The sequence below is a fragment of the Heliomicrobium gestii genome (assembly GCF_009877435.1).
GTDB lineage: Bacteria > Bacillota > Desulfitobacteriia > Heliobacteriales > Heliobacteriaceae > Heliomicrobium > Heliomicrobium gestii.
In genome coordinates, this window is the sequence record NZ_WXEX01000012.1 from 25,106 (window position 1) to 38,695 (window position 13,590).

11 protein-coding genes are annotated in these 13,590 nt (G+C 58.8%); 4 read left to right on the forward strand and 7 right to left on the reverse strand.

Translation table 11 applies throughout. The features are described from left to right. The first annotated feature begins 3 nt into the window (after positions 1–3). Positions 4–1,296 (forward strand): threonine/serine exporter family protein, encoded by a 1,293-nt coding sequence (locus GTO89_RS13275; protein WP_161262579.1) that lies wholly within the window; start codon positions 4–6, stop codon positions 1,294–1,296. A gap of 41 nt (positions 1,297–1,337) precedes the next feature. On the opposite strand, the gene GTO89_RS13280 is transcribed toward GTO89_RS13275, so the two are convergent. From GTO89_RS13280 to GTO89_RS13300, 5 genes are all read right to left on the reverse strand, one after another. Further along, positions 1,338–2,120, reverse strand: a complete 783-nt coding sequence (locus tag GTO89_RS13280; protein WP_161262580.1) for an energy-coupling factor ABC transporter ATP-binding protein — start codon at positions 2,118–2,120, stop codon at positions 1,338–1,340. Beyond that, entirely contained in the window at positions 2,117–2,929 is an 813-nt protein-coding gene (cbiQ, locus tag GTO89_RS13285) for a cobalt ECF transporter T component CbiQ (RefSeq protein ID WP_161262581.1), read from the reverse strand. The genes GTO89_RS13280 and cbiQ overlap by 4 nt, the downstream gene beginning before the upstream one ends. A gap of 26 nt (positions 2,930–2,955) precedes the next feature. After that, positions 2,956–4,122 (reverse strand): energy-coupling factor ABC transporter permease, encoded by a 1,167-nt coding sequence (locus tag GTO89_RS13290; RefSeq protein WP_161262582.1) that lies wholly within the window; start codon positions 4,120–4,122, stop codon positions 2,956–2,958. A 175-nt stretch (positions 4,123–4,297) separates the two neighbouring features. Beyond that, the gene (locus GTO89_RS13295; protein ID WP_161262583.1) at positions 4,298–4,510 is read right to left on the reverse strand and encodes a helix-turn-helix domain-containing protein; all 213 of its coding nucleotides are present in this window, start codon (positions 4,508–4,510) and stop codon (positions 4,298–4,300) included. 93 nt (positions 4,511–4,603) lie between these two features. Further along, complete coding sequence (locus GTO89_RS13300; protein WP_161262584.1) at positions 4,604–6,208, reverse strand: thiamine pyrophosphate-binding protein; 1,605 nt, start codon at positions 6,206–6,208, stop codon at positions 4,604–4,606. A 146-nt stretch (positions 6,209–6,354) separates the two neighbouring features. Here GTO89_RS13300 and GTO89_RS13305 point away from each other — a divergent pair, with 146 nt between their 5' ends. Further along, positions 6,355–7,923, forward strand: coding sequence for an L-lactate permease (locus tag GTO89_RS13305; protein WP_161262585.1), 1,569 nt, complete (start codon positions 6,355–6,357; stop codon positions 7,921–7,923). A 102-nt stretch (positions 7,924–8,025) separates the two neighbouring features. Here GTO89_RS13305 and GTO89_RS13310 read toward each other — a convergent pair whose 3' ends face one another. Further along, complete coding sequence (locus tag GTO89_RS13310; protein WP_161262586.1) at positions 8,026–10,098, reverse strand: endonuclease MutS2; 2,073 nt, start codon at positions 10,096–10,098, stop codon at positions 8,026–8,028. Between the two features lie 661 nt (positions 10,099–10,759). Between GTO89_RS13310 and GTO89_RS13315 the strand changes: the two genes are divergently transcribed. After that, complete coding sequence (locus GTO89_RS13315) at positions 10,760–11,437, forward strand: hypothetical protein (protein ID WP_161262587.1); 678 nt, start codon at positions 10,760–10,762, stop codon at positions 11,435–11,437. Between the two features lie 211 nt (positions 11,438–11,648). On the opposite strand, the gene GTO89_RS13320 is transcribed toward GTO89_RS13315, so the two are convergent. Next, positions 11,649–12,218 carry a nitroreductase family protein gene (locus GTO89_RS13320; protein ID WP_161262588.1) on the reverse strand — a complete coding sequence of 190 codons (570 nt, stop codon included), beginning with the start codon at positions 12,216–12,218 and terminating at the stop codon, positions 11,649–11,651. 179 nt (positions 12,219–12,397) lie between these two features. On the opposite strand from GTO89_RS13320, the gene sfsA reads away from it, so the two are divergent. After that, complete coding sequence (sfsA, locus tag GTO89_RS13325) at positions 12,398–13,558, forward strand: DNA/RNA nuclease SfsA (RefSeq protein WP_161262589.1); 1,161 nt, start codon at positions 12,398–12,400, stop codon at positions 13,556–13,558. Positions 13,559–13,590: the final 32 nt, after the last annotated feature.

Consider the following 13,590-nt stretch of genomic DNA (forward strand, 5'->3'; position numbering starts at 1 on the left):
CCCATGAGCAGTTCCTTGCAAGTCATCCTAACCCGCACCGCGAACCAGCCCGTAAACCGGGCCATCGAATTCATCGTCAACGCCGGTCGCGTGCTCCTCGAATCGAACGCCGAGGTGTACCGGGTGCAAGACACGGTCCAAAAGATGGGAACCGCTCTCGGCATCGACGATCTGGAGAGTTATGTCACCCCGGCGGGCGTCTTCGTCAGCTATGTCGATGACGAAGGCAACCCCCGCACCTACTTCCGGCGCGTATCAAAAAAAGGCGTCAATCTCAGCCGGATTTCCGCCATCAATCATCTCTCCCGCCAGGTGGCCCGCAAAGAGATCTCCCTCGAAGCCGCCTTTGCCGATTTGGAAAAAATCGAAAACACGCCGCCCCCCTATTCACCGCTGCTGAGACTCGCCGTCATCTCGATGACGGCAGCCGGTTCCGCCGCCATCTTCGGCGGCGAATGGATGGAATGCGGACTGGCCCTGGTGATGGCCTTTCTCGCCTTTTTGCTGATCGACGGCACCAAACTCGTCGCCATCGCCTATCTGCGCGAACTGCTCCTGGGCGCTGTCGGCACCGGCCTCGTCCTGGCGGCGCGCGCGAGCATCAATTTTGACATCGGCCCCGTTGTGGCCGGGGTGCTGGTATCGGCCATCCCGGGCGCTTTTATGGTCAACTCGGTTCGGGATATCATCGCCGGCGACCTGATCTCCGGCGCCATCCGGGGCCTCGAGTCAGCCGGCCTCGCGGCTGCCCTCTTTGGCGGGGCCGGCATCACGCTGTCCATGGTGGGCACCCAGTACCTGTCCGAACCGGTGGTGCCGCAGCCGCCGATCATCGCCGTCAGCTTTTTCGTTTCCGCTCTCTTCAGCATTTTTAACCATGCGCCGAAGGGACTGGTCTTTTCCGGCGGAGTGACAGGGATGCTCAGCGCCACCGTTCTCTATCTGGCCGTGTCCAATGGTTACACGCTGATCCTGGGCATGTTCTGGGGCGCCATCGTCGTCGCCATCGTCAGCGAGATCCTCGCCCGCATCCACCTCGTACCTGTCACCGTCTTCATCATCGGCGGTTTTATGCCCCTGTTGCCGGGGATTTGGTTTTTCCGGGCCACCATCTTCCTCTTCACGGGAAACTACCTCGACGTCCTGGAACCGCTGATGGTCGGCTTCGGCGGCATTGTCGCCGTGGGCGCCGGCGTGGCCATCGTGACAGCGGTGATGCGGCACTGGAAACAGAACCGGTGGAACATCCGCCTTGACTGGCGCTACTGGCATAAACGGGTGAAGCGGAGCCTGTAGCGGCAAGCGCCCAGGAGTAATGAATATAGAAACATTCGGCTTCAGTCCTTGCCGTCGCTCCCGCTGACGCGCCCCAGGCCGCCGCAGTTCGGACAAGCCTGGACGGTCAAGGGTTGTTCCAGGCCGCTCAATTCCATCAGTTCAGCGTCAAGCAGGATCGTCTTCGTCGGTCCGTCGGCGATGATCTCGCCCTGTTGGATGACGATCGTCCGATCGCAGTTCTCCAAGACCATGTCCAGATCATGGCTGGTGATGATTTTCGTATGGGGAAAGCTGCGCAGCAATTCCATAAACCGCCTGCGCGATTTCGGATCCAATGCCGACGTGGGCTCGTCCATGACGAGGATGTCCGGCCCCATGGACAAGACAGAGGCAATGGCGGCGGCGCGCTTCTCCCCGCCGGAGAGCTTAAAGGGCGCCCGATCCTTCAGGTGAGCGATCCCGACGGCCGCCAAGGCCGCCTCGACCCGCTTCTCCACCGCTTGTTCATCCAGCTTGCTGTTGCGCGGGCCAAAAGCCACGTCATCATAGACGGTGGTCATGAACAACTGATCGTCGGGATCCTGAAAGACCATGCCCATCCGTTGCCGGATCTGGGGCAAGGTCTTTTTTGTCACGGCGATGCCGTCCACGACGATCTCCCCGCTCGAAGGCCAAAGCAGCCCCATCATCAGCAACAACAGCGTTGTCTTGCCGGCGCCGTTACCACCGATGATGGCCACCGACTCACCCGGCGTGACGTGAAAGGACAGCCCCTTGATCGCCGGGTGGCCGTCGGGATAGGTATAACGCAGGTTGTTGACTTCCAGTTTGCCACCGCTCATCGCAGCACCCCCGTAATCAAAGAACCGAGCCACGCCGACAGGTTTACGAAGCGGGCCGCCAGGAAAAAGGCGACCCAACCGGCGGTAAAGCCGTAATCGCTCGCCTTGACCTTCATCGCCGCCTCTCCGGCCTGAAAATCGCCGTCAAAGCCGCGCAGCCGCATGGCCTCATAGACGCGCTGGGCCCTGTCCACCGTCCGCAGCAACAGTTGCCCCGCCAGGGATCCCCAGGCAGTCCAATGGACGCCCCTTTGCTCGGGCGCCCGCAGCGAGTAAGCCATGACGGTGCGCTGCACCTCTTCCATCAGCACGGAAATATACCGGTAGGTCAGCATCAACTGCAGCACGAACAGCTTCGGCGCCTTGAGCAGGCGCAATGCGACAGCGATGCGGTCCATCCCCGTCGTCGCGATCAAGATAAGCGTGGCCGTCACCGTCAGGGCCGATTTAAGAAGAAGCGAAACAAAAACGAGCCATCCCGCTGAAAGGGTCATTCCGCCTACCGTGACGACCTCCCGGTTAAGCAAGGGGCTCAAGATGCCAATGGTGACCACAAAAGCCTCTACAAACAAGAGGCGCTTCACGATGGCATCGGGCGGCAACTCGGCAAGGGCCATCAGCACGACAGGAAAAAGCGCCAGCGGCAGCAGCGCCCCGATCGCCCGGCTGTCAAAAGAAGTAACCACAGCTAAGTACATAACTGTGGTTACGAGTTTCGCGACCGGGTGCAGCCTATGGATAGAGGTCTGGCGTCGCGCCAGATCGTCCAGATGTCTCATGCTGAGGAGTGAATCGGCCATATTCCACATCGTCGTTAGTCCCCGTCCTACGAATCTCAGGCGTTGACCTTTCGTTGCTGTCGTTTCGACAGATGGATCAAAAATCCGATCAAGGCGGACAGGGCCAGCGTCAGCAGGCCGCCGACGATGCCGGACACGGACGTTCCCGCATTGACATTCGGCCAGGACGCTTCCGCCGTCTCGGTTGCCTCCGTCGCGCCTGACTCGGAAGCGTTCAAAAGGGAGGCGCCGGACGCAGTGGAACCGGTGTCACCCGATTTTACTGCCGGGTTATCTATTATTTCCGATTTTGCCGCAGTTGTTTCTGAGGGCTCTGACTCGGCTCTTTTGAAGTCGTAATCAGGTAAAAAGGCCGTCTTTTTTTGGAGCACGGCAAAGGCATTGTGCACATCATCGGAAGCTTCCAATTCCGTCGTTCCCGCTGTCTTCTCCATCGACCATTCCAGTCCGTCCGGATTTGCCGACGCAAACCAGGACAGCAGGCCACCGACGATCACAGCGGAAACGGCCAGTCCCTGCAACACCTTGCGCAACGAAAGATCGCCATAGCTTTGACCGGTGATTGCCAGCTCCAGGATCTCCGGGCGGCTTTTCCAGACAAAGGTCACGATGGCCGCCGTCACCAGACCTTCCACGATGCCGATGGCCAGGTGGATCGGCTGCATCAACAACAGGAAGGTGTTAAAGGGCAGTTCTGTCTTGCCCGATAAGATCGTCTCCAAAACCACGCTGAAGGCGCCCAGTTGAAGACCGACGACAACAGATGCAATCGAGGCCACAAGCATGCGGTTGGCCGTCAGTCCCTTTCTTAGGATGGCTTTATACAGCAATGGGTAGGCGACAAAACAACTGAATGCGCCCATATTGATCAGGTTGCATCCATAGGCGAGCAGACCGCCGTCCGCAAAAAACAACGCCTGAATCAATAATATAGAAGCCATCGTCAGAAAACCGGCATAAGGTCCCAGCATGATCGACAGCAGCATGCCGCCGCCGATGTGACCGCTCGAACCGGTGCCGGGGATCGAAAAGTTGATCATCTGCGCGGCAAAGACAAAAGCCCCCATCACCCCCATCATGGGGATGATCTTTTCATCGATGTTGTTCTGGACTTTTTTCATCGAGTAGGCCGCAGCTCCAGCGGCAGCAGCCCAGAGGGTCCCCCCCACGACGGGAGAGATGAGCGCGTCGGCCATATGCATATTCGTAAGCTCCTCTCAAAAAAATGACCCATTACGGGTGTTGTCGCATACCCCTTCATGGGGACAACCCTTCATGGGCCGATTTTGAGATATATTGATCAAACGCATAAAGCCTTCAAGACTTCAATACCCCTAATCTATCATCAACTCCTGGGGGCGTCAAGGTTTGCCGCTGTCATAACCACTTCATCTTATCCATATCATCCCCCCGCAGTATCGGGGTGATCTTCGATTGCAACGGTTCCGGCACATCCTTCAGCCGGATGTCCTCGATCTGAAGGATATCAATCGTGTCGAGTTTCAGCCGCTGCGCCAGTTCCTTGGCCGTCAGCCCTCGATTTTTTCGCAGTTCTCTCACCGTTTTATTTTTGATGCCAAAGCCAAACACAGGTCTCCCCCTCCTGCTGTATTCTTCAACATTTGCAGGAGAAAATCCTTGTCCACATCCGTTGATTTCCTTCCGCTGCGGCCGAGAACAGGGCTATAAAAACAGGGGGCGCGCGGAACCCATTTCGATATCGACGACGACGGGCTTTTCCCGCGTCATTGCCGTGGCCAAGGCTGCAGGCAGCTGCGAGCTTTCACTCACCCTGAACCCTTCAGCGCCACAGGCGATGGCCACCGCCGCAAAATCGAGTGGGGCGAGGTCTGTTCCCAGCGGCTTCAACCCCGCCTTTTCCATGCGATCCGCTTCTAAAGCATACCTTCGGTCATGAAACACGAGGACGACCACCGGGAGTTGATGCCGCACCGCCGTGACGATTTCCGTAAGGGTCAGCGGCAAGCCGCCATCACCTGTGAGCACAACGACTCTCTTTCCCGGCTCGGCCGCTTGCGCCCCGATGGCGTAGGGCAATGCGGCGCCAATGGACCGCCAGTTCTCTGACAGGATCACCTGTTGCCTTTTCGGCAGAAAACCCCGGTCAAACCAGTGCATGAATTCACCAGTATCGACAGCGATGATCGCGTCAGGGGGCACTCGATCATTCAACAGGGAGATGACCTGTGGCGGATCGATCGGTTCGCTCGAGCCCTTGGGGCTGTTCTCTTGACCCACCGGCGCAATCATGGCCAAGAGCGCGTCATGGGCTTGTTCTATTTCCCCGATCCACGCTGAATCCGGCCGGTCCTGTTGAGCCTTCTCCACCAACATGGGCAAAATTGCGGCCACATCGCCCGTGAGGGAACAGGGGCGGAGCTCATGGGCCAACCATTTGGGATGGGTGTCGATTTGCGCCACAGCGATGTGGGCGGGGATGAATTTGTGTTCAAAGGGGCTTGCGCCGATCAGCAGGATCAGATCGGCCCGCGCGAGGGGTTCCGGGATGTGGGCCTCCCCCAATCCGCCGAGGAACCTTTTATCCGTCGCCGGGACGATGGCACGGGCGCCTTGACCGGGAATGATCCCGGCGCCCAGCGCTTCTGTCAATTGCAGGAGTTCATCGCGAAAGGGGAGTGCCCTTCGTCCGACGATGACCAGCGGACGCTTGCACTGGTTCAGCAGGTCTGCCACTTGGTCGATGTCTCCCTGCATCTTCGGGAGCTGCGGCGCGCCCAGGGCAGGGATGGCGACGATTTCCGGAGCCGGGCTGCTTTGGATGTCTTTGGGGATCGTGATCTGGCAAGGAACTCTGTCGCCGATCGCCTTTTCCATGGCGGCTTTGAGTATATCGATCGCCGATTCCGGCCGGGTGAGCGTGACGGTCATCGCCGTGATCGGGGCGAAGAGTTGCTGCTGATCGATATACTGCTTGGCGGCGGTCGCCACCTTCCCTGTCTCCACCTGTCCGGTGATGACCAAAAGGGGGATCTCGTCCCGGTAGGCGTCCGCCACGGCGTTGACGAGATTCGCCGCTCCCGGTCCGGCAGTGGCGATACACAGACCGGGCCGGCCTGTTGCCCTGGCTTCGCCGCCGGCCATGAAGGCGGCCCCCGTTTCACTGACCGCGCCGATATAGCGCAGCGATTGGGTTCTGCCCAAGGCGTCGAGCAAGGGAAAAATCGCGTCGCCAGCCACCCCGTACACGCGCTCGATCCCCCACTCCGCAACAGCCCGCCAAAGCAGAGCGGCGACGGTAGATTGCACAAGCTTGTCCTCCATCCTCAACGATTGATCGCGCCCTTATTATGCGCAAAAAAACCAATGCTGCAATGAAGTTTTTCCGAACCGCAACCGTAATTATGATATAATCGGATTCAAAAAAATATGTGTAGCATGGGAGGACGGTAGTTTTGGCTCTTTCTCTTTCTTTGACCCTGCTTCCGATCGCGGTCATCGTTTTGTTGATGACCTGGCGACGGATGGCGGCCGATCTCAGTGGCATGGTAGGATGGTTGCTTAGCCTGTTGATCGCTTGCCTTTTCTTCTCCACCAGTTGGGAGGCGGGATTGCGCGCCAGCCTGGCCGGCGTTGTCTCCTCCTTCCCCGTTTCGCTGATGGTGCTCGCCTCGATTCTCCAGATCACCTTTATGGAACGGACCGGCGCCTTAAAGCGCATCGTCGTTTTTGTCAAAACCCTGGCGCCCCAGGACAAGGCCGTGCAGATCATGCTCCTGAACGTGGGCGCCGGCACGCTCCTCGTCTCCATCGGCGCCACGCCCGTGTCGATCCTGCCGCCGATCCTGGTGGCCCTCGGCTATTCGACCTTTGTCGCCGTGGCGCTGCCGGCCATCGGCTTTGACGCCCTTTGCACCTACGCCCTGCTCGGCGCGCCCCTCGTCGTCTTCGCCGACTTGACCGGCACGTCCCTCGTCCAGGCGGCCCAGGTGTTCTCCAAGTTTCTTCCCATGATTTCCACCCTGATCGGTTTCGGCATGCTCTGGATCGTCGGGCGCTGGGATCTGGTGCGACGGGGCTTCCTGCCCTGCCTGATCGCCGGCATGACCAACGGCGGGACGGCCGTCGCCATCAGTTACATCCCCTTCTTCGCCTCCGGCGTCGTCCTGACGGGCGTGATCGCCGGTTCCTGCACCATCCTGGTGATGCTCCTCTACCTCAAAGTGACGGGGCGGCCGATCATCGACCGTTCCGGCCTGACCGAGGCAGACCTGGCTGTGGAAAAACAGATGTCCCTGTCTGTGGCCCTTTCCCCTTGGTTGATTCTCTGCGCCATCTTGATGGTGACAAACTTTTTCCCGCCCCTCTTCCAACTGCTCTTTGCCGATTGGGCCATGCCCCTGGCGATCATCCCCGGCCAGGTGATCAAGACGCGCATGCTCTGGAACGCCTACACCTGGGTGCTCGTCAGCACGGCCTTGTCGATGATCTGGCTCAGGCCGGACCGGACCGCTGTTTCGGAGACGATCGCCAAGTGGCTCCAACGGGCGCCCCGGCCCACCTTGGCCGCCGCCGTCTTCTTCGCCATCGCCTTTGTGATGAACAACTCGGGCATGCAGAACATCGAAGGCGTCTGGAAGATCGCTGATCCGGCGACCAACATGATCTCCATTCTGGCGAAGGCCTCGGCGTCAACCTTCGGCGTCCTCTATCCCTTTGTCAGCGGCTACCTGGGGCTCTTCGGCGGTTTTGTCAGCGGCAGCGAAGCCTCGACGATCGCCATGTTCACCAAGTACCACCTGCTCACATCAAAACTCCTGAACGTCGACCCCCTGATCGTCATCGCCGGGACGGCCATCGGCGGCGGGTTGGCCAGCGTCATCTCGCCGGCGAAGCTGCAAAATGCCGCCGCCACCATTGACGCCCTCGGCATTGAGAGCGAAGTGATCAAGACGGCTTTCGTGCTGTCGGCGCTGCTGACGGCGATCACGGCGGTGATGGCGCAGGTGTTGGCCTTTATTTGATAGTAAACCTGTCTCTGCCACGGTAACGGTGTAACGAGAATCTTGACGGCAACCCCCTGCTGCGCCAAGGCGACAGCAGGGGGTCTGTTTTTTTTCGCCTCGCTATTCGACAGGTTTGACGATGGTGACGCCTTCCACATACTTGCGGCTCATGAGATGACGTTTTTTCCGGTCTTCTTTGCTTTCAAAGACAATGTCCATGTCGTAGTTTTCGGGATAGAGATGTGCGGCTTCGATGCGGAGGGAGAGGCGCTTGTGATTGATCATGATCTTTTTCTTCTTATACATGACCCCCACTTCGCCCCGGTGGTTCACCAATTCGCAGACGATGCCCATGCCGTCCAGGGTGGAGATGTAAACGGCGTCGCCCAGTTGAAAGGTCGTCTTCGCTTTCCCATTCACTGATTTTGACGGCTCTTTTGGCGCTGCGTTTGGCGTCGGCTTTTGGATTGGCTCTTGCGCCGTATTTTCAGCAGGCACTCTCTCTTGAATGACGGCGTCGTCTACCCCATCGAGATGTTGCAACTCTCGCTTTTCATCTTTCTCAAATCGTTCATTCCGAGCCGAAAAGATGTTTTCGCCTTCGCGCCCGCCATCGCTCCCCTCGCTCCCTTTACCGTCCCTCCCCCACTGTTCCGGATAGGCCTGCTTCTCTTTGTAGGTCACCTCGTGGGCGCGTTCCACAATCCGGCGGTCCAACCCCAACCGCAAGGCGATCCGCAGGGCGTTGCTCTCGCCCGGGCGGCCGATGGTCAACCGGTACAGCGGTTGCAGGGTATCGATGTCAAAGGCCATACAGCCGTTTTTGAATCCCGGCTGGCTGGCGGAAAATTCCTTGATCTCGCTGTAATGGGTCGTCGCGACGATCGTTGCTCCCTTGCGGTAGATCTCCTCTAAGAGGGCGATGGCCAGGCCCATCCCTTCTGAAGGATCGGTCCCCGCGCCCAGTTCGTCCAGGATGACCAGGCTGTCGGGACTGGTGTCGGCCACAATGTCGATGATGTTGCAGATATGAGAGGAAAAGGTGCTCAGCGATTGTTCGATGCTCTGGCCGTCACCGATGTCGACGAGGATATTGCGAAAGAGGGCCACCGAGCTCCCCGGGTCGGCGGGCACATGCAGGCCCGACTGGGCCATCACCGTAAGCAGGCCCACCGTTTTCAGCGCCACCGTCTTGCCGCCGGTGTTCGGACCGGTGATGACGAGCGCCCGGTAGTCTTCGCCGATAGAAAAATCGAGGGGAACGGCGGCGCGCCCAATCAGGGGGTGCCGCGCGCCGGTGAGGCGGATGATCCCTTCCCTGTTCACCTGCACGCCGACGCCGTCGATGGATCGGCTGTAGCGAGCCTTGGCAAAGGCGAAGTCGTATTGGGCCATCACCTCCATGTTGACTGACAGTTCCTGCTGGCAGGCGGCGACAAGGGCGGACAACTCGGCCAGGATTCGGAAGACCTCCTGCTCCTCCTGCGCCCGCAACAGGGCGATCTCTTCCTGAATGGGTCGAATCCCCTCCGGTTCGACAAAAACGGTGGAGCCGCTGGCTGAACTGTCGAGAACCATCCCACGGACACAGTGCCGCCACTCGCTGCGCACAGGGATGACATGGCGGCCGTTGCGCACGGTGACAAGCGCTTCTTGCAGGTACTTGCGCGTCTCCGGCGATTTGAGGATGCTCTCCAGTCGCCCCTTCAATCGCCCTTCCGTCGCCGCGATGCGCCGCCGGATTTTAGCCAGTTCAGCGCTGGCCTGATCGTCGACCTGTTCATGGACGATCGACTGCTCAATTCGCTCCATCACACCGGTCAGTTCGTGGATGGACAAGGCGTAGGCGCTGACCATCGGCGCCGTATGGCGCAACTCCTGCATCACTTTTTTCAGTTTGTTCCCGTCCCGCAAAAAGCCGTGCAATGCCGCCAGTTCCTGCGCCGTCAGCACATACCCTTTCTCCGGTTTGTCCAGGATTTTTCCCATGTCTGTCAAGGCGTGGAGCGGCACGCCGGAACGCCGGTGCAGTATGTCCCGCGCTTCCGTCGTCTCCTGAAGCCACCGCTCCACCGTCTTTTGCTCCCCTGCCGGGGTCAGGTTGTCGATCATCGCTTTCGCCTGGTCGGACAAGGCGAATTCTTTGATCCGTTCTTTAATCTTGTCGAATTCGAGCATCTGCATGGATTTCATCATCTGTTCCTCCTCTGTCATCGCGCGACATGTCATCGCGAGACTTTTAAAATAAAAAAGGTTGTCGATGAACCGTCGTTCACCCACAACCTTCTCCTGGCATCGCCAATGCACCCTTGTTGGGAAGCCCGATCCAATCGGGTGACGTCAACACCAGGTCAACGCCGCCCGGAAAGGACACCGCACCCCAAAAGGGCATAAAAATGCCGTGCTAGGACAGCACGGCATGCATTGATCTTTGCATTCCGAATTGGCTGGCGAGCAAGCCGCTGTTCTGAACAATTCAGACCTGAAAAGGGTAGAAAAATCTAGCCCCTGAAACAGCAACGTCAATCGCACCGCTCACATTCCTGTGATCGGGGTTGCGCCGCTTAGAGGGGATTCCCTTTCAGACCTTATGGAATTGTTAGCTCAGAACAACCGCAGACATACACCATACTCCCAATCGTTTTTACGCATTTACCTTAGCAGGAAAAACAAATCTTGTCAAGTTCGACGCTGCCTGCCGATCATCGCCAAAGACGACTCATCGAGGCGAGAGGAAAATTTCACCGTTTCTGGCTGTCATTCATATGTTATGGCAAACCGACGTCTTTCCCGAACGGAAGACATCCCAGCGGAAAAGACAGGATGATTGTTTGGCAAGGAAGGTGTCACCTCGATGTATGATGACGATGATGAACTGTACGGGGCCTCCCAGCAGCCTGCGCCTGGGCTGCCGCCCGCCCGCAGGCCCCAGCCCGGACCGGGACCCTTCCCCGGACCGGGACCCTTCCCTGGACCGGGACCTTTCCCTGGACCGGGACCTTTCCCCGGACCGGGACCCTCTCCTGGACCGGGACCCTTCCCCGGACCGGGACCTACACCGGGAGAACCGGAAGAACTCGGTGAGTTCCGCCGGCGCGACCTTGTTCCATTCTACCGCTACTTCAATCCCACGATCACCGATCATTTTTACACGACAAACTTCAATGAACTCGGCTTTGGGCGAAGCGGTTACCGCTTCGAAGGGATCGCCTGCTTGGTCTACGCAAGGCAACGGCCCGGCACAACGCCCCTTTACCGCTACTGGAACCCCACCATCGGCGACCATTTCTACACGACTAATTTCGGCGAACTCGGTTCAGGCGCCCAGGGATACCAGTTTGAAGGAATCGCCTGCTATGTCTTCCCCACCGAGCGCCCCCGAACGGTTCCCCTGTACCGCTACTGGAACCCCACCGCCGGCGACCATTTCTACACGATCAATTTCAATGAGTTGGGCAGGGGCAGCGGCGGTTATATCTTCGAAGGCATTCAATGTTATGTCTATCCCACCTTCCCCTTTTTCGGCCGGTAAACGGTCGCCCTATTGAAAACGTGCAAACCCGCCAGGAGACATCGTCTTCACGTATCGGCAAGGTGTGCGAAAGAAAGGCAAGACTACGGGTAAAAACACAGGCAAGAACAACTTTATTGCACCATCGTCGCCAAAATAAAGCGCAAAAGGGCGGTTCCGAAGGAAACTCGGAACCGCCCTTATTCTCTATTGATTTTGCGACCCAGAGCGCTTATTCCAGGATCAGTTCCCGCAGCGGGCGCTTCGGCACATGGTGAGTGCCATCCTCATCACGCCAGTATTTGACGTCGCCATCTGCTCCGATCTGCTCGATGACCACCGTCTCTTTCGGTTTGCCCAGCGCGATGACGAGCAGGATCTCGTAACGCTCGGGGATCTGCAAGGCTTCCGCCAGTTCCTGCCGCTTGATGGAAGCGATGATGCATCCGCCCAGGCCTTTTTCCACAGCCCCGAGCAGGATGCTCTGGCTGGCAATGCCATGATCGACGAAGTAGTTTTGGCTGATCTCCCGGTCTCCAAGGATAACGATATAACCCGAGGGTCTTTCCCCGGCTACCGGTCCCGGCCATTCTTTCAGATAACCCGCCCAAGAGAGGGTGGGGAAAATCTTATCGTTTTTCTCCCGGTCATGAGAAAGGATGTACTTTAACGGTTGCCGGTTCGCCCCGGAGGCAGACAGGCGGGCCAATTCGATCAGTTCCGTAAGTGTTTCCCGGCTGATGGAATGGCTCTCGTGAAAGCGACGGAAGCTGCGATTGCGTGCGACGAGTCCGTAGAGCATGGAACAACCCCCTTGTTGCTGTCATCACAATTAGCATACCATGAAGCGGGCGATCGCGCATGCCCTTTTTTCAAGCGCCGGCGAGAGACCCATCGGAGAAAAGGCTTTCCTTCCCGGCGTTGAAAAGGATAGAATAGTAGCGGCGCCGCCGCTGCGGCGGGATGGGAGGAAATGCGAAAATGTCCGACTCTTTTTTTGGTGAAGTGAAAAGGGCCGCCTTTCTCCGCCGGCCCAACCGTTTTATCGTCGAATGTGACCTGGAGGGAGAACCGGTCCGGGCCTACCTGCCCAATCCGGGTCGCCTCTGGGAGTTATTCTTTCCCGGTGTGACCCTCTTTCTTTCCACCGCTCCCGAAGGCCGTCGAACGGCCTATACGGTCGTCGCCGTCGAACGGGACGGACTGCCCGTGATGCTGCACACGCACATGACGAACGAGGTGATTCACCGGCTGCTCACGGAAGGGCGCATCCCAGGGTTAGAGGATGCCGCTGTCGTCCGGCCCGAAGTAAAAGTCGGCCGCCACCGCTTTGATTTTCTGCTGGATCGCCAGGGAAAGCCCTTCTATCTGGAGGTAAAGTCATGCACCCTTTTTGAAGGCGCCATGGCCATGTTCCCTGACGCCGTCACCGATCGGGGCCGGCGCCATCTGGAAGAACTGGCCGCCCTCTCCCGACGGGAAGGGGTGGCTTGCGGCGTTCTCATCGCCGTGCAATGGCCCCGGGCGCGCTGGTTTTTGCCCGATTATCACACCGACTTCGCTTTTGCCCAGACCTTCCTGGATGTCCGCCATGACCTGTGGCTGCAGGCCCTCTCCCTGTCCTGGCGCGACGACCTGAGCCTGGGCGACGCTGTCGCTCCCGTATCCATCCCCTGGAGCTTTCTCGAAAATGAGCTCCACGATGGGGGTTGCTACCTCCTCGTCCTGGCGTTGACAAGGGAAACGCCCCTGACCATCGGCAGCCTGGGAGAGCGGATCTTCCCCGCCGGCTATTATGTCTATACAGGCAGCGCCAAGAAAAACCTGACCCAGCGGATCGATCGCCACTGCCGCAAGCGCAAGAACTTCCACTGGCACATCGATACCCTGCGTGACGCCGCAGCAAGTTGCACCGCCTTGGCCGTACGGACGACAGAGGATCTGGAGCATGAACTTGCCCAGGCGCTGCGGCCCATCGCCCAAGGGGAGACGCCCAATTTCGGCTGCTCCGACTGTTCCTGTTCGAGCCACCTGTTCTATTTTGCCGAAAATCCGCTGCGCCAGCGGGCTTTCATCAACCTGTTGCAGCGATTCCGCATGGGGCGCGTCGAAGAGCGGTTGCTCTCTCCCGCAAAAGCATAGCGATCCGAACAGGGCACGCCCTGACCGGTAAC